This window comes from Rheinheimera sp. (assembly GCF_965283995.1).
In the GTDB taxonomy this organism is placed as follows: Bacteria; Pseudomonadota; Gammaproteobacteria; order Enterobacterales; family Alteromonadaceae; genus Pararheinheimera.
The window spans coordinates 2286756-2302201 of the sequence record NZ_CBDIQG010000001.1 but is presented as its reverse complement, the minus strand read 5'-3'; the positions used below and the strand labels follow the sequence as shown (position 1 = coordinate 2302201).

The 15446-nt window shown below is 53.2% G+C and carries 13 protein-coding genes; 6 read left to right on the top strand and 7 right to left on the bottom strand.

Annotation, left to right across the window (positions count from 1 at the left end; translation table 11 throughout):
- Nucleotides 1-42 precede the first annotated feature (42 nt).
- A complete protein-coding gene (locus ACQ66Q_RS10470; protein WP_430456742.1) occupies nt 43-1314 on the bottom strand; it encodes a glutamate-5-semialdehyde dehydrogenase in 1272 nt (423 codons plus the stop codon).
- Nucleotide 1315: 1 nt separating this feature from the next.
- On the bottom strand, nt 1316-2428 hold the full coding sequence (gene proB / locus ACQ66Q_RS10465; protein WP_430456741.1) for a glutamate 5-kinase: 1113 nt from the start codon (nt 2426-2428) through the stop codon (nt 1316-1318).
- Nucleotides 2429-2647: 219 nt separating this feature from the next.
- Here proB and ACQ66Q_RS10460 point away from each other — a divergent pair, with 219 nt between their 5' ends.
- Nucleotides 2648-3289, top strand: coding sequence for an OmpA family protein (locus ACQ66Q_RS10460; protein ID WP_430456740.1), 642 nt, complete (start codon nt 2648-2650; stop codon nt 3287-3289).
- Nucleotides 3290-3541: 252 nt separating this feature from the next.
- Here the strand turns inward: ACQ66Q_RS10460 and speE are convergent, their stop codons facing one another.
- The gene (gene speE / locus ACQ66Q_RS10455) at nt 3542-4402 is read right to left on the bottom strand and encodes a polyamine aminopropyltransferase (protein WP_430456739.1); all 861 of its coding nucleotides are present in this window, start codon (nt 4400-4402) and stop codon (nt 3542-3544) included.
- Between the two features lie 129 nt (nt 4403-4531).
- On the opposite strand from speE, the gene speA reads away from it, so the two are divergent.
- The 3 genes from speA (at nt 4532) to ACQ66Q_RS10440 (ending at nt 8498) form a co-directional block, all read left to right on the top strand.
- Nucleotides 4532-6415 (top strand): biosynthetic arginine decarboxylase, encoded by a 1884-nt coding sequence (gene speA, locus ACQ66Q_RS10450; RefSeq protein WP_430456738.1) that lies wholly within the window; start codon nt 4532-4534, stop codon nt 6413-6415.
- Nucleotides 6416-6657: 242 nt separating this feature from the next.
- Nucleotides 6658-7548 (top strand): acyltransferase, encoded by an 891-nt coding sequence (locus ACQ66Q_RS10445; RefSeq protein ID WP_430456737.1) that lies wholly within the window; start codon nt 6658-6660, stop codon nt 7546-7548.
- A complete protein-coding gene (locus ACQ66Q_RS10440; protein ID WP_430456736.1) occupies nt 7548-8498 on the top strand; it encodes an acyltransferase in 951 nt (316 codons plus the stop codon). Before ACQ66Q_RS10445 ends, ACQ66Q_RS10440 begins: the two co-directional genes overlap by 1 nt.
- Here ACQ66Q_RS10440 and ACQ66Q_RS10435 read toward each other — a convergent pair.
- A complete protein-coding gene (locus ACQ66Q_RS10435; RefSeq protein WP_430456735.1) occupies nt 8495-9679 on the bottom strand; it encodes a methyltransferase in 1185 nt (394 codons plus the stop codon). The genes ACQ66Q_RS10440 and ACQ66Q_RS10435 overlap by 4 nt on opposite strands.
- 89 nt (nt 9680-9768) lie before the next feature.
- On the opposite strand from ACQ66Q_RS10435, the gene ACQ66Q_RS10430 reads away from it, so the two are divergent.
- The gene (locus ACQ66Q_RS10430) at nt 9769-10155 is read left to right on the top strand and encodes a response regulator (protein ID WP_430456734.1); all 387 of its coding nucleotides are present in this window, start codon (nt 9769-9771) and stop codon (nt 10153-10155) included.
- Between the two features lie 33 nt (nt 10156-10188).
- On the opposite strand, the gene ACQ66Q_RS10425 is transcribed toward ACQ66Q_RS10430, so the two are convergent.
- The 3 genes from ACQ66Q_RS10425 to ACQ66Q_RS10415 form a co-directional block, all read right to left on the bottom strand.
- Nucleotides 10189-11166, bottom strand: coding sequence for an FHA domain-containing protein (locus ACQ66Q_RS10425; RefSeq protein WP_430456733.1), 978 nt, complete (start codon nt 11164-11166; stop codon nt 10189-10191).
- The gene (locus tag ACQ66Q_RS10420; RefSeq protein ID WP_430456732.1) at nt 11157-12422 is read right to left on the bottom strand and encodes a S1 family peptidase; all 1266 of its coding nucleotides are present in this window, start codon (nt 12420-12422) and stop codon (nt 11157-11159) included. The genes ACQ66Q_RS10425 and ACQ66Q_RS10420 overlap by 10 nt, the downstream gene beginning before the upstream one ends.
- 65 nt (nt 12423-12487) lie before the next feature.
- Nucleotides 12488-13333 (bottom strand): tetratricopeptide repeat protein, encoded by an 846-nt coding sequence (locus ACQ66Q_RS10415; protein WP_430456731.1) that lies wholly within the window; start codon nt 13331-13333, stop codon nt 12488-12490.
- A gap of 376 nt (nt 13334-13709) precedes the next feature.
- On the opposite strand from ACQ66Q_RS10415, the gene ACQ66Q_RS10410 reads away from it, so the two are divergent.
- On the top strand, nt 13710-15446 hold the full coding sequence (locus ACQ66Q_RS10410; protein WP_430456730.1) for an acetolactate synthase 3 large subunit: 1737 nt from the start codon (nt 13710-13712) through the stop codon (nt 15444-15446).

Genomic DNA, 15446 nt, shown 5'->3' with positions numbered 1-15446 from the left:
GGTGGTACCAGCCGCTGCCAGCAGACAGCGGCTGGTCAAAAGTTAACTACGCACCTGTCCGTCCCCGATGACGATGTATTTTTCCGTCGTTAACGACTCCAACCCCATCGGGCCATAGGCATGTAGTTTACTGGTGGAGATGCCGATTTCTGCCCCGAGCCCCAGCTCGCCGCCATCGGAAAACCGCGACGAGGCATTGACCATCACCACTGCGGAGTTGATCTGTTTCAGAAAGCGCTGCGCCCGGCTGATGTCCTGGGTACAAATCACTTCGGTATGGCCTGAGCTGTGCTGTTCAATATGCGCAGTCGCATCGGCAAAACTAGCCACCACCCGCACCGACAAAGCCAGCGCCAGATATTCCGTGTCGTATTGGTCAGGCCCGGCCGCTTGCGCCGCGCTGAAATAGCCCAGACTGCGCGGGCAGGCAAATACCTGCACTCCTTTTTCTGCCAGTGCCGCCCCAACCAAAGGTAAAAATGCCGCCGCGATGTCCTGATGGACCAGCAAGGTTTCCAGCGCATTACAGACGCCTGGCCGCTGCGTTTTACCGTTCAACAACAGCGCTAAGGCTTTGTCGGGATCTGCCGCTTTGTCGACAAACAAATGGCAGATCCCTTTGTAATGTTGGATCACCGGAATGCGGCTGTTGTCACTGACAAAATGGATTAAGCCTTCGCCGCCACGCGGGATCACCAAATCGACGTAGTCTTTTTGTTGCAGCAGTTCCAGCAAAATAGCGCGGTCCGGGTCAGGTAACACCGCAATCGCGGCTGGATTGATCTGATGCTGCTCAAGCACTTGTTGCAACACTGCAGCAATCGCCAGACTGGAATGCAGGGCTTCACGACCGCCCCTTAAAATCACCGCATTGCCGGATTTCAGACACAAAGCGCCTGCATCTGCAGTCACGTTCGGCCGGGCTTCATAAATCATCGCGATGACACCGAGCGGAATTCGCATCCGGCCCACCTGGATGCCATTAGGCCTTGGTGCCAGCTGCCGGATTTGCCCGACCGGGTCTGGTAACGCCGCAATTTGCCGCACCGCCGTCGCTAATTGCAACAACCGCTCTGCAGTTAATAACAGCCGGTCCTGCATCGCCGGCGCCAGCTCTTTTTCCCGTGCCGCCGCCATATCGAGTGCATTCGCTGCCAGAATGGTCGGTGTGGCCTCAATCAGCGCTGCGGCCATATCGCTCAGGATCTGGTTCTTTTTCGCCTCTGACAGCTGTGCCAATTGCCGGCTGGCAGCTTTGGCCTGCACGCACAGCGCGACCACGTCAAATCTGCGGCTTTGTTCTGCGGACTGCATGTTAAGCTCCCTGTAAAACGACTAAATCATCCCGGTGCACCGCCACTTCGCTTGGGCAATAACCCAGCACGGCGGCAATTTGATCACTGTGGATGCCTTTGATTTTGTTCAGTTCGGCCGCATTATATTGACTGACACCTTTGGCAATTTTGCTGCCATCCGGTGCCAGTAACCAGACTGCGTCCCCTTTATCGAATTCGCCCTGCACCTGGCTGACGCCTTTAGCCAGTAAGGAAGCGCCTTTATGCTGTACGGCCTGCGCCGCCCCTTGATCCAGCCAGACTTCGGCGCTGGCTTTGCTGGAATGCAATAACCAATGTTTTTTCGCGCTGAGTGTAGTTTGCCGGGCCGCGAACAAAGTGCCGACCGCCTCGCCATTCAATAATGCTTCAAAACTCTGGGCGCGCTGGCCATTGATAATCAGCGTTTCAATACCGACGGCAGTGGCTTTGTCGGCAGCCTGTAGTTTGGTCACCATGCCGCCGGTGCCGGTACTGTGATGACTGCCACCGGCCATTGCATAGATGTCTGCCGTCAGTGCTTCAACACGGGGGATTAAGCAAGCGGTGGCGTCGGTGCGCGGATTGGCTGTGTATAAACCATCGACGTCGGAGCAGATAATCAGCGCATCAGCTTCGACCACAGACGCTACCATCGCTGCCAGATTGTCGTTATCACCAACCCGCAACTCTTTGGTGGCGACGGTATCGTTTTCGTTGACGATCGGCAGTGCGCCGTGGCTTAACAGCGTGCGCAAGGTATTATCGATATTCAGGTAGCGCCGACGGTCAGCCAGATCGGCATGGGTTAACAGAATTTGCGCACAAGGCCAATCGAGCAGCTGGCTCCAGGTCGCCATCATCTGCGCCTGACCAATAGCAGCCAACGCCTGTTTGACATTGATCGGCAACGGCTGATGGGTAAATTCGATGGCAGAACGACCGGCGGCCACGCTACCGCTGGACACCAGCACCACTTCAACGCCACGTAATTTGCATTCACTGATAAAACGGGCGATAGCCAATAAATAGCGGGTTGAAGTGCCTTTCCCTGCCGGTGCAATCAAAGCACTGCCCACTTTGATCACAATCCGTTTCCAGCTGAACCCCGCCATTTGCCTGCATCTCCGACTTTGTTTAATTAAGCGGCAGCTTAACTGTTTAGCCGTATACATGTCCAGAGCACCGATCAGTTTAAGCAGCGCGGCCAACAGCGCCAACCACAGGTTAAACGGTGGTCCGTACAGGGCTGATTCAGCCATAATTCAGCGGGGCGACGCCAGACTCGGTCGCATCTATCTCTTTTCTCTCATATAAACCCACAGGATTCTCTGATGACTTTTTATCGCCTGACTGCTCTTGCCGCTGCTGCCAGCCTGACACTGGCCGGTTGTGCCCAGTTCCCGCAGGACAATACCACCCGGGGTGCCGCTATCGGCGCTGTCGTTGGCGGTGTCGCCGGTAAAGCGACTGGCAATCACAAGAATAAACGGGTGGCATTGGGCGCAGTGCTAGGTGCGCTCAGTGGCGCCGCGATTGGCCGTTATATGGATAACCAGGAGCAGGCGCTGGAAGAACAGCTGGCCGGTTCAGGTGTACAGGTCAAACGCGAAGGCGACGTGCTGAAACTCGAGATCCCGTCGCAAATTACCTTTGCCTCCGGTCGTAGCGACATCCGCGCTGAGCTGTATCCGGTGCTGAATGACATCGCGAAAGTACTGGCTGAATATGACAAAACCCTGCTGGTGATCACCGGCCACACCGACGATACCGGTGGTCGCGAGCTGAACCTGCGGTTATCCCAGGCGCGGGCGGATACGGTGAAAAACTACCTGAGTGCACAGCGCATTGACGATCGTCGATTAGTCACTCAGGGCGCAGGCCCAGACCAGCCGCTGGTTGCCAATACGTCCGAGCAGAACCGGGCGAAAAATCGCCGCGTTGAAATTCAGATTGAGCCGCTGACCGGTCAGTAACACCGGCTGATTTTTGTCCCCAGGGGTGCAGGTTGTTTGATGCATCCCTTTTTTATTTACCCAAAATGTTCCTGCAGTTTTATTATTCACCACAAAACGCTCCGTGCGTTTGCCATTCGCAGAGCGGATGGCGTTCGTCAGGCGAAACGCCAAATTGTTGGCGTTTCGAAAGCCCTGCCTCTCTATACCGTACACCCTGTACATAAAAAAACGGCCGCTGTCTGGCGGCCGTTTTCCTGGTAAGAAGGTAACTCAGGGCTTTAACTCACGACGCATAAAGTTTGGCAGCGCCAGCGACGCCTGATGAATGTCGGCGTTGTAGTATTCGGTCGCAAAACCCGGATTTGTCGCCGCTTCACGGCGAAAACCACTGAAGTGTTCATCTTTCCGTGCCATAGTGCAGGTCCACCAGCCGCTGGGATAGACCATTTGCGGGAACTGCAGCGTTTGCAGCTCGGCAAAACCAGCGTCTTTCATTGCCTGGCGCATATCGTTCAGCAGTTGCAGATGGATCAGCGGCGATTCGCTTTGTTGCACCAGAATGCCGCCCGGTTTTAATGCGGCAAAACAGCTTTGGTAGAAGGCGCGGTTAAACAAACCTTCGCCCGGACCAATCGGATCGGTTGAATCAACAATCACGACGTCGACGCTTTCAGGCGCCGCATCACGCATATACTGAATGCCATCGGCGAACAGCAGTGTGGCGCGCGGGTCATGATTCGAGGCACACAGTTCCGGGAAAAACTGTTCCGCCATTCGCGTCACTTGCTCGTCGATATCAATTTGCGTGACCTGTGTGACTGATCGGTGTTTCAACACTTCGCGTAATGTGCCGCAGTCACCGCCGCCGATGATCACAACGTTGCGCGGATCCGGATGTGTGAACAATACCGGGTGGCTCAGCATCTCGTGATACAGGAAATTGTCACGTGTTGTCAGCATAATGACACCATCGATCACCATCAGATTGCCAAAATCGGTGGTCTTATAGATTTCGATGTGCTGGAAAGGTGACTGAACCTCAGCTAATTTTTGCTCGGTTCTTAACGAAAACGCACTGCCGCTTGGCGCGAAGATCTCGGTAAACCACTGTTGTGAATTGAGTTCTGACATTGATCCACTCCGGGTAATGATTCAGGGGCTAAATATTTTGCCAGTGAAGCCGGCGTGAGACAAACTTTTCATGTTTTTTTGCCGCCGATACGAATAAAATGGCGGCCTATTTTTTCTAAGGGCACGACAATGGCAGAATGGGGTATCGACAAAGCAAGATCTATTTATAACGTTGCAGTCTGGAGCGAAGGCTACTTTGACGTCAACGCCAATGGCGATCTCATTGCTTATCCGGATCAGGATCACAGCAAGCCGGGCATTAGTTTCCCGGAACTGACAGCACGTTTTAAACAAGAAGGTCTGACTTTACCAGTGCTGGTGCGGTTTACCGACATCCTGCAGCACCGGGTTGAAACCTTAATCAGCTCTTTTGCCAAAGCAAAATCTGAGCGGGAGTATCAGGGCGAATACACCGCTGTTTATCCAATCAAAGTAAACCAGCAATATTCTGTGGTGAAAAAGCTGGTGCACACCAGCAATAAAGTGGGTCTGGAAGCCGGTTCAAAACCTGAACTGATGGCGATCCTGGGCGTCACGGAAAAACCGCTGAAAATCGTTTGTAACGGTTACAAAGACAGTGAATTCCTGCGTCTGGCGACTATTGGCCAGATGATGGGTCACACTGTGTATGTCGTCGTGGAAAAATTATCTGAACTGAAAACGCTGCTGCGGGAAATCGACAGCCTGGGCGCTGCACCGATGATCGGTATTCGCATCAAGCTGAACTCAGTCGGTAAAGGCAAATGGCAAAACACCGGCGGGGAAAAAGGTAAATTTGGCTTAACTGCAACACAAGTTCTGCAAGCCATTGATATCTTAAAAGAAGCTGGCAAGCTCGACCTGTTACAACTGGTGCATTTCCATATCGGTTCGCAAATTGCCAATATCCGCGACATCCACAACGCGATCCGTGAATGTGCCCGTCACTACGCTGAACTGCGCACGCTGGGTGTACCTATCACGACTGTAGACGTCGGCGGTGGTCTCGGTGTCGATTACGAAGGCTCGAACTCACGTTCAGCCTGTTCGATGAACTACACCATGTATGAATATGCGCGGAACGTCGTGTTTGGCTTAAAAGAAGTTTGTGACGAATACGACCTGCCGCATCCGAACATCATCACTGAATCCGGTCGCGCCATGACTGCACACCACGCTGTGCTGATCACTGATGCAATCGACGTTGAACGCGCACCAGGCCTGCGTTACCTGCCGGAGCCATCAGAAGATTCACCACAAGTGGTTTGGGCGCTGTGGGATTCCTACCAGAACGTCACGCCACGCTCTGCCGTCGAAGCCTATCACGATGCCGTACATTACTTCACCGACGCGCATGCGCAATATGTGCATGGTTTGCTGACGTTAAAAGACTGGTCGTTGCTGGAGCAAATCTACTTTGCCACCATCAACAAAGTGAAGGACATGCTGGACCTCAGTTCACGTTCGCATCGTGAAATTCACGATGATCTGAACGAAAAACTGGCCGACAAGTTGTTCGTCAACTTCTCGTTGTTCCAGTCGATGCCGGATGCCTGGGGTATTGATCAGCTGTTCCCGGTGATGCCGCTGGAGCGGATGAACGAACCACTGGACCGCCGCGCTATTATTCAGGACATCACCTGTGACTCAGATGGTGCACTGAAAAGTTATGCCGATGGCAATGGTATCGAAAGCAGCCTGCCGCTGCCGGAATACAAAGAAGATGAGCAATATCTGATTGGTATGTTCATGGTCGGCGCCTATCAGGAGATCCTCGGCGATTTACACAACCTGTTTGGCGATACCGATTCGGTGCACGTTGAACTGAACCCGGACGGTACCTATCACCTCGGCAACGCCATCAAAGGCGATACTGTCGCCGACGTGCTGCGTTATGTGGCGTTTGATGCGGAAAAACTGATTAACTCTTACTCAAATCAGTTAGGTCGCAGCAGCCTCAGCGCTGACGCTCAACAAGCGATGCTGGATGAACTGAAGGCCGGTGTTTACGGGTACACCTACTTCGAAGATTAAGGTAGACTGTACAGGTCGGAGCAGTTCAATTGCTCCGGCTGACGTATATACCCAATATCAATGCCGTTGCGGCAAGGCGGCAAGTGAACGAGACACCATGAGCATAGCTGTCTATGTGACTGGTGCGAGGAACGCAACCAGCGCCGCCGCAACTGCAAGGATGAAGGGAAAAATAAGAGCAGGCCAGACTTGCTCTTTTTTTTGACATTGCCGACCGAAATTTCACCTCATGGAGAGAACTGATGCTGCATTTCTTGCCCAAACCACTGATTGGCTTGGTTTCTTTCTTGTTGTATATCGGCAATACCTTATTCTGGGCCGTCCCTATTTTGTGCCTCGCCATTTTAAAACTGCCACCTATTCAACGTTGGCAAACCTGGATGACCTGGCTGCTCGACAGTTGCGCCAGCGCCTGGATCTCCGTCAATAACTGCACGACCGCACTCTTTACCCGCATCCGCTGGGATATCAAAGGTCTGGAAACCCTGAGCCTGAAAGACTGGTATCTGGTGGTGGCCAACCACCAGAGCTGGGTCGACATTCTGGTGCTGCAAAGAGTATTTAACCGCCAAATTCCGTTCCTGAAATTTTTCCTGAAAAAAGAACTGATTTATGTGCCGGTGATCGGCATTTGTTGGTGGGCGCTGGATTTCCCTTTTATGAAACGTTACAGCGCCGCTTTTCTGGCCAAACATCCTGAATTAAAAGGCAAAGATGTCGCGACTACGCGAAAAGCCTGTGAGAAATTCCGTTATAAACCGGTGTCTGTGATGAATTTCCTCGAAGGCACGCGCTTCACTCCGGAAAAACATCACAAACAACAAGCGCCCTTTGCGCACCTGCTAAAACCCAAAGCCGGCGGCATCTCTTTTGTGTTGAACGCCATGGGCGAACATCTGCACAAACTGTTGGACGTGACCATTTATTATCCCAAAGGCTCACCGAGTTTCTGGGATTACATCAGCGGTAAAGTGCACGACATCCGGGTACGGGTGCGGGTGCTGCCGATTGACCCCAGCTTGATTGGCGATTACGAAGACCCACAGTACCGGCAGCAATTTCAGCAATGGGTCAATCAGCTGTGGCTGGACAAAGACCTGCAGTTAGCCGCGCTGAAGAAGGAGTTGTACTGATGCTATCCTTTTTGCCCGCACCGCTGATTTTATTGCTGTCATTGCCGTTGTTTACGCTGAACCTGACAATATGGGGTTTGATTGTCACTTGTTGTGGCATGTTGAAACTGCTGCTGCCAATGCCAGCGGCCCGGCTGAAAGTCTCTAAAGTAGCGCATTGGGCGTACCGCCACTGGTCGCTGCACAATCGCCAACTAATTGAGTTATTTAATAAAGTCGAGTGGCAACTGGAAGGTGAAGCGCAGCTGTCGCCACAGCGCTGGTACTTGCTGATCTCCAATCACAAAAGCTGGCTGGATATTCCGGTGCTCAGTCAGTTCGCTCTGGACCGTATGCCGGAACCGAAATTCTTTTTAAAAGAAGAACTGAAGTGGGTACCATTTATCGGATCAGCGTCCTGGGCGCTAGATATGCCGTTTATGAAACGCTACAGTCAAGCCCAGATCCGCAACAATCCGGCGCTACAGGGTAAAGACATCGAAACCACCCGCCAGTCTTGTGAAAAATTCCGCCAGCAGCCGACCACTATCATCAATTTTGTCGAAGGCACCCGCTTTACTGTCGCGAAACAGCGGCTGAAAAACAGCCCATTCCGGTTTTTACTGCCGGCCAAAGCGGGTGGCATTGCCTTTACGCTGGCCAGCATGGGACCGTTATTTGATGCCGTGCTCGATGTCACGCTGATTTATCCGGATAATCCGCGCCACGTGTTGGTGGCGATGTTACTTGGCCGGTTGAAACGCGTGGTGATCCATGTCGAGACGTTACCGATTGCCGGGCCTGTGAACAGCCAAATCATTGGTGATTATTTTCAGGACGAGGTATTTCGTCAGCAATTTCAGCTGTGGCTGAATCAGCGTTGGTTGCAAAAAGATCAGCGCATCGCAGCCTGCCTGGCCGCGACCGACAATGCGTTAAAACCTCGGATCGACTGCGCCTCTTCACTTTAACCTTGGCGGCATTCCGCCATGTTGACCGCCTGCAGCAGCAGATTGCGTGGCGTCAGCTCAGGCGCACAGAGCTCAGACAGGCTGACCTGATAACCCTGCGCCTGCAAATACATGGCGACATCGAGCACCAGCCACAGCTCCAATGGCCGGCGAAACAGATGTTGCACCAGTTCCAGCCGGCGCTGTTGTAGCAGCGCCCGCTCTGCCCTTTGCACCAATTCAGGCAACAGCGCGGTTGGCGGTAGCTCCAGTTGATGCTCCGCGCCGGCAAAGAGCAGAAAATCATTAAGCTTGCCGCTGAACCAATGTTTTCCAACGGAACGTAGCGGTTGATAATCAAGACCAAGCTGCCGTCGCCACTGCCACCAGAGCTGGCGCCAGAGCATTTCTGTCTGCGACAAACGAGCGACGCGCTCCCCACCGGTACAACTTTGTTGCACCGCCAGACGTAAATCTGCCTTGCTCAGGAAGAGGTCACTTTGCTGCGCCTGCACTGACAACGGCTGGTAGTGCGCGGCCTGCTGCAAATGGTAACAACATGGCACCAACGCCAATGCGGCGCAACCGGCCCGCACCGCTTCCCGCGCCGCCACCCGATGCAACTCGCCACAGGCGTGTAACGCCACCACTTGTTGCGCTGGCTGCAGATAAGGTGCAACCGGTTGCTGCAAGACGTCGATATGCACAAACCGCTGCTGCAAACCCAGCTGTTGCGCTTTTTGCTGCCCGGCATCACACAGACTTTGCTGCCATTCCAGGCTCACGACCGGAGCCTCGAAGGCATAACTGATGACTTTACCCAAATGGCCCTTACCGGCGCACCATTCCAGCACCGGCCGTTTCATCTGCCCGACACTGGCAGCAAGCTGGGTGATTTGCTGCCATTTGCGGCCGCCAATATCAGTACTGAGCCAGAATGGCAGCGGCAGGTTAGCGTCCGGTTCGCGCGGCAACTCGGGTAATGCCGCAAATAACGCCGGGAAAAATCCGGCAAAATGCTGACGCTGCAAGCTTGGGCTGGCGTCGATCGCGACACAATCCGCCAGCGTAAACTGCTCCAGCAACGCCACGAGTTCATCAGGAAACGCTGCCGGCCAGTCCGCCAGCATGGGCTGCAGCTGCCAAAAATCACGCTGCTGACTCAGTACTTGATCCAGCTTCAGCCACCAGCCGGTAAACATCAGCAGGACTCCAGTGATTGCATCACAGACTGGCATTGGCCCCAACCTTGTGACAGACTGAAAAGACCAGCCTGATAAAAGGGAAAATGATGACAGAACTGAAAAAAATCATGCATGTGGAAGATGATCCCTCGATCCAGATGGTGGCCCGGGTGGCACTGGAAGCCGTCGGCCATTTTGAAGTCTGTACCTGCAGTGGCGGTATGCAGGCGCTGGAGCAATATCCGGTATTTTTGCCACAGTTGATCCTGCTGGACGTGATGATGCCGGGGATGGATGGCCCCAGTACATTAAAACAACTACAGCAACAATTCGATTTAAGTCAGGTACCAGTCGTGTTTATGACTGCCAAAGTACAATCCAGCGAAATCGAATCCTACAAAGCGCTCGGCGCCAGTGATGTGGTAGTCAAACCTTTTGACCCTATGACTCTGTCGGAACAAATCCGCCAAATCTGGCAACGTCAGCAACGCTGAAGCTGCCAGATCACTGAGCGCAGCCGCGCCGTTTTATTGCGCTGCAGGTTCCTGCCGGGCTTCGTCAGTCAGCCGGAATAACTCGGCACTGTCTTTCGAAAACTCGGCACTGCTGACCGGTTTATTCAAATAAAACGTCAGCGGCATCAGGCTGTTATCGAACCGAGGCTGCAGATTGTTCTGATTTTCAAACAGCAGCGACACGGCAACTCCCTGCAAACTCAGCAACAAACCGAGGCTGGTCGCCAGAGCGATTTTCTTTAGCGCCGAAATTTGCAACGCCAGATAGAAGTTGGCTGTCAACAACATGATCACCAACGAGGTCTGGCCGATATCACGAAGCCACACCACCGCCGTAGCGCCATCCAGACTGAAGTTCAGCACCGTCATTAACGCTTGCCAGCATTCCATCATCACCACGACCGCAAAAGTCAGTCCCAGCTGTGGCAAAAAGCGCGCTTCGTGCTGGTTAATCTTCGCCCAAATCGCCAGTAAAGCGGGCCACAACGCCAGCCCCAGCATCAGCAGTGGCAGATTCAATAAGTTCCGCGACCAGCGACTTTGCCCCAGTTCCGGCACATTCAGCCAGACACTGAACAATTCCTGCGCCAATAAAAATAACGCCAGTAACACAATTAATGCCGGATGACCAAACTGCTGAAGGCGTTGTTCCAGGCCGTTGTATGGCAACGCCGGCGGCACCGGGTGATGTTCATCATAAATTCTGAGCGCCTGCTCACCCAGCCAGCACAACTGGCCGCTTTGTAACTCGGTCGCTTGCGCCACCGGCACCGCGGGTTCAACAAAACTCCCGTTCAGCGACGCCAGATCCACCAGCTGCCAGCGGCCTTCTTCCGACAAGACCAGCTCAGCATGATGCGGACTAACGTGTTTGTCGTATAACACTAAGTCGTTGTTAAAGGCCCGGCCCAGCGCTATACGCGGTTGGCCAAACCGATGCCGTTCAATCACTTTGTGCTGTTTATTCAGTACTTCAATAATTACTGCCATGACACAGCTCCGCTGAATTTCTGACTAAAAGCACGGGCAGTGTCCTGACTAACGCCGGACAGCGTGTAATGACTGATCAATCCCTGTTGTTGATGATCTAACGATGCAGCCAGATATAACACGTCATACAGACCGGCATAGGCACGGTATGCGCGCACACAATAGATAGTTTTGGCGTGTTGCCCGCCAGGTTGCTGCACCACCTGATGTTGGCATTCAAATGCCGTCACATCTTCTTTTAACGCCTGATTGTCAGCGTTGGCGCGGGAAATATTCTGTTCATACAACGAGAAAAACTGCAGCGGATGTAAATCCTTGCCTTCCAGCCATTCAAACTGCATTTCGACGCGACCTGAGGTGAAATGCTGCGACAGGAAAATTTCCTCACTTTGGCTACAGAAAGCCGTGACCTTCTTCAACACCTCTTTGTCTTTTTCGATGTTGGACTCTCCCCAACAACGGACAAAAGGTACCACTTCGTCCGGAACTTTACCGATGCCAAAATCTTTGAGCTTCCAATCGGCATTCAGGATTTGGCTGAACATCGATTGTTGGCTAGCCAATAGTTGTCGTTCGATATCAGCACGCAAATCTCTGCTTTGGCCTTCTTGCTGAAAACGAGCCAGCAGCCGTTGCAATGCTTCGGCCGGAACCAGGAAACCCAGTTGATTACCGGCCGACGCCACATTGACGCCGACAACCTGGCCGTTGGCATCTACCGCCGGCCCGCCACTCATGCCGGAATTTACCGCACCGGTAAAATGGATGCGTGGATAAAAACTGTATTTCTGCAGGCCGTTGTATGTACCTGGCACCAAAATCATGCCCAAATCATGCGGATTGCCCAGCGAATAAATGGTCGCACCCTGCACCGGCTTTTGTGGTTGGATTTGAAACGGATGCGGAGCACGGTAATCGGTGCTGACTAGTGCCAGGTCGTTAATCACATCAACCGCCAGCACCTGTAAGGCGCCCTTTTGCTGCGAAGAGTTCAGATACTCCAGCTCGAATTTTTCCGGCGCTAACACCGCTTCCGACACCACATGATAATTGGTGACAACTAAAGCCGGATCTGCCAATACAAAGCCGGTCCCAATTGCCGCTTTCGCACCAGAGGCCCGCTCCAGCACCCGAACCTGCAATAGTGATGGTTCAAACCGGGCAAACAGTTGCTCTGCTGAATCGGCCCTGCCCTGGGCACTGCAAAGCAGCAAAAGCACTGACAACACCGCGCAGTAAAATGTCTGCAAGCGCATTGAATTTCCTTGTGATTTTACCCGCCGTCAGACGGATATGAGAGCGCCGCTGCGACAGCGGCCGATTAATACAACAAACTATACAGCTTGCGCCGGTATTCACCTGCCAGTGCGTCGCCTTTGGGTAACACAGCCAACATATCTAACATTAGCTTCTTACTGTCACCAAAGTTCAGATCCTGCTGCAGAATGCTGAATAATAACGCTAAAGCGTCGGCAAAGCGCTGCACTTGCTGATATTGCACCGCCAGTTGTTGCTTCAGTTGCAAGTTGGCCGGATCAGCCGCCAGCTGTTGTTCCAATGCTCGGATCTCCGGGCTTTCGGCCGCTTGCTGCGCCAGTTCGATCAACGCTTTGACCTGATGATACAGAGCATCCTGATCGGCCAGCAGCACGGTAGAAATCAACTCTTCCGCTTGCGCAGTCTGGCCAAGCGATGCGGCGCAATACGCCAGCTGCAGCCGCGCATCGACCCGTGCCGGCGCCAGTTGCAAAGCCTGCTTCAGCAGTGGATAGGCTTGCTGCCATTGTTGTGTTTCTAACAGCGGCTGTGCCTGTTGCAGCAATAAATCTTCCGGTTTGGGTAAATACGGCTCTAAACGACTGCGGATCTGCCCTTCAGTTTCAACGCCAGCAAAGCCATCGACCGGCTGGCCATTGCGGATAAACAACACCGTTGGTAATGACCGCACGCCAAACTGCATCGCCAGTTGCTGCTCAGCGTCACAATTCACTTTGGCCAGCACCAAATGCTGCGGATAATCGCCAGCGATTTTTTCCAGCACTATCAAAATCTGCTGACAAGGCTCGTGCTGCTCAACCCAAAAGTCGAAAATCACCAGCTTCTGCTGCGACAGCTCCAGCAGTTCACGGACATTATCAAAACTGACGTCAATCTGATTACTCAACACGGATAAAATCTCTGTAACTATGAAACTCTGCTTACTATGTGGCTGCGCCCCTTGATTTGCAAGGGATTGCCCTGACTTTCTGCCACAGATTGCACCGTATAATCAGCAGAGACTCTGGCAAAAAAGAGCTGGCAAGGCCGGACCAGATCCCGTAAAGTACCAACCAGCGAGCCTGCCCATAAAGCCGCCCAGACTGCCCAGTGCAGCTGAGGCGTGACCAACGATAAAGGCCGTAGTTTGATTTTTTTCACCGCCTTACCGCTGTGAATTCCCCACGTAAGCAGAATTACTTGTCCACAGACAAGAACCACCCCGGCATGCCATTTTGGCTGCACGGGAAACCTTTGCCTACGCAAACTATGAGACCTGAGTAAAAATGAGCCAACAACACCAACCAGAACTGCTGTCTGGCGGCGCCATGCTGATTCGGGCCCTTCGTGATGAAGGAGTCGAATTCGTTTATGGTTACCCCGGCGGTGCCGTGTTACATATCTACGATGCGCTGTTTCAGCAAACCGAGGTAAAACATGTGCTGGTCCGTCATGAGCAAGCCGCCACCCACATGGCGGATGCCTATGCCCGTGCCAGCGGAAAAGCCGGCGTGGTGCTCGTCACCTCAGGCCCAGGCGCCACGAATGCCGTCACCGGTATTGCCACCGCTTATATGGATTCTATTCCGATGGTGGTGATCTGCGGTCAGGTGATGAGCCACCTGATCGGCGACGATGCTTTCCAGGAAACCGATATGCTTGGCATCTCGCGTCCTATCGTCAAACACAATATGTCCGTGCGAAACCCGGCCGATATTCCGGCGCTGGTGAAAAAAGCCTTTTATATTGCCCAAAGTGGCCGTCCAGGTCCTGTGGTGCTGGATATTCCAAAAGATATGACGATGCCGAACCAAAAGTTCCCATACGAATATCCAAAAGATATCAAACTACGCTCGTACAACCCGAATGCCAAAGGCCATCCGGGCCAAATCAAAAAAGCGCTGCAAACCTTATTAGCGGCGAAAAAACCGGTGCTGTACGCTGGTGGCGGCGTGATTTTAGGCCAGGCTTCGGCTGAATTAACCGAACTGGCGCAGAAACTCAATCTGCCGGTCACCAATACACTGATGGGACTGGGTGCCTACCCTGCAACAGACCCGCAGTTTATCGGCATGCTCGGGATGCATGGCACTTATGAAGCCAACCAGGTCATGCACAATGCTGACGTCATTTTTGCTGTCGGCGCCCGTTTTGATGACCGGGTCACCAACGCAACGAAAAAATTCTGCCCGAACGCAACGATCATCCATATCGATATCGATCCGGCCAGTATTTCCAAAACCATCATGGCGCATGTCCCGATCGTCGGTCTGGTGAAGCCGGTGCTGCAGGAAATGCTGCATCAGCTGGAAAAACACGGCAATACGCTGGATCAGGCCGCGCTTGGCCAGTGGTGGCAGCAAATCGGGCAATGGCGTGAAGTGCATGGCGGCCGGTTTGAACATCGCACTGACCTGCTGAAACCACAGGCTGTGATCGAAGCGGTCTGGCGTCACACCAAAGGCGATGCCTATGTCACCTCGGACGTCGGCCAGCACCAGATGTTTGCGGCACAATACTACAAATTCGACAAACCAAACCGCTGGATCAACTCTGGTGGCCTCGGCACCATGGGTTTTGGTCTGCCGGCCGCGATGGGCGTCAAGCTGCATTACCCGGAAGCTGAAGTGGTCTGTGTCACCGGCGAAGGCTCTATTCAGATGAATATTCAGGAGCTGTCGACCTGTAAACAATATGGTCTTGGCGTCAAAATCATCAATCTGAACAATGGCTACCTCGGTATGGTGAAGCAGTGGCAGGACATGAACTATGACTCGCGCTACTCCAGTTCTTACATGGATTCACTGCCCGACTTCGTCAAACTGGCTGAAGCTTATGGCCATGTCGGCATCCGCGTGACCAGCCCGGAAGAGCTGGAACCCGCGCTGGAAAAAGCATTCGCGCTGAAAGATAAACTGGTGTTCCTCGACATCCATGTCGATCCAAAAGAACACGTTTACCCGATGCAGGTACCAGGTGGTGCCATGAATGACATGTTCCTGAGCAAAACGGAGCGGACTTAA

What these genes read in the sequence shown, in the direction of transcription:
- ACQ66Q_RS10410 (WP_430456730.1), top strand. Translation starts at nt 13,710, where the DNA reads ATGAGCCAACAACACCAACCAGAACTGCTGTCTGGCGGCGCCATGCTG.
- proB (WP_430456741.1), bottom strand. Translation starts at nt 2,428, where the DNA reads ATGGCGGGGTTCAGCTGGAAACGGATTGTGATCAAAGTGGGCAGTGCT.
- ACQ66Q_RS10420 (WP_430456732.1), bottom strand. Translation starts at nt 12,422, where the DNA reads ATGCGCTTGCAGACATTTTACTGCGCGGTGTTGTCAGTGCTTTTGCTG.
- ACQ66Q_RS10435 (WP_430456735.1), bottom strand. Translation starts at nt 9,679, where the DNA reads ATGTTTACCGGCTGGTGGCTGAAGCTGGATCAAGTACTGAGTCAGCAG.
- speA (WP_430456738.1), top strand. Translation starts at nt 4,532, where the DNA reads ATGGCAGAATGGGGTATCGACAAAGCAAGATCTATTTATAACGTTGCA.
- ACQ66Q_RS10460 (WP_430456740.1), top strand. Translation starts at nt 2,648, where the DNA reads ATGACTTTTTATCGCCTGACTGCTCTTGCCGCTGCTGCCAGCCTGACA.
- ACQ66Q_RS10445 (WP_430456737.1), top strand. Translation starts at nt 6,658, where the DNA reads ATGCTGCATTTCTTGCCCAAACCACTGATTGGCTTGGTTTCTTTCTTG.
- ACQ66Q_RS10470 (WP_430456742.1), bottom strand. Translation starts at nt 1,314, where the DNA reads ATGCAGTCCGCAGAACAAAGCCGCAGATTTGACGTGGTCGCGCTGTGC.
- speE (WP_430456739.1), bottom strand. Translation starts at nt 4,402, where the DNA reads ATGTCAGAACTCAATTCACAACAGTGGTTTACCGAGATCTTCGCGCCA.
- ACQ66Q_RS10440 (WP_430456736.1), top strand. Translation starts at nt 7,548, where the DNA reads ATGCTATCCTTTTTGCCCGCACCGCTGATTTTATTGCTGTCATTGCCG.
- ACQ66Q_RS10425 (WP_430456733.1), bottom strand. Translation starts at nt 11,166, where the DNA reads ATGGCAGTAATTATTGAAGTACTGAATAAACAGCACAAAGTGATTGAA.
- ACQ66Q_RS10430 (WP_430456734.1), top strand. Translation starts at nt 9,769, where the DNA reads ATGACAGAACTGAAAAAAATCATGCATGTGGAAGATGATCCCTCGATC.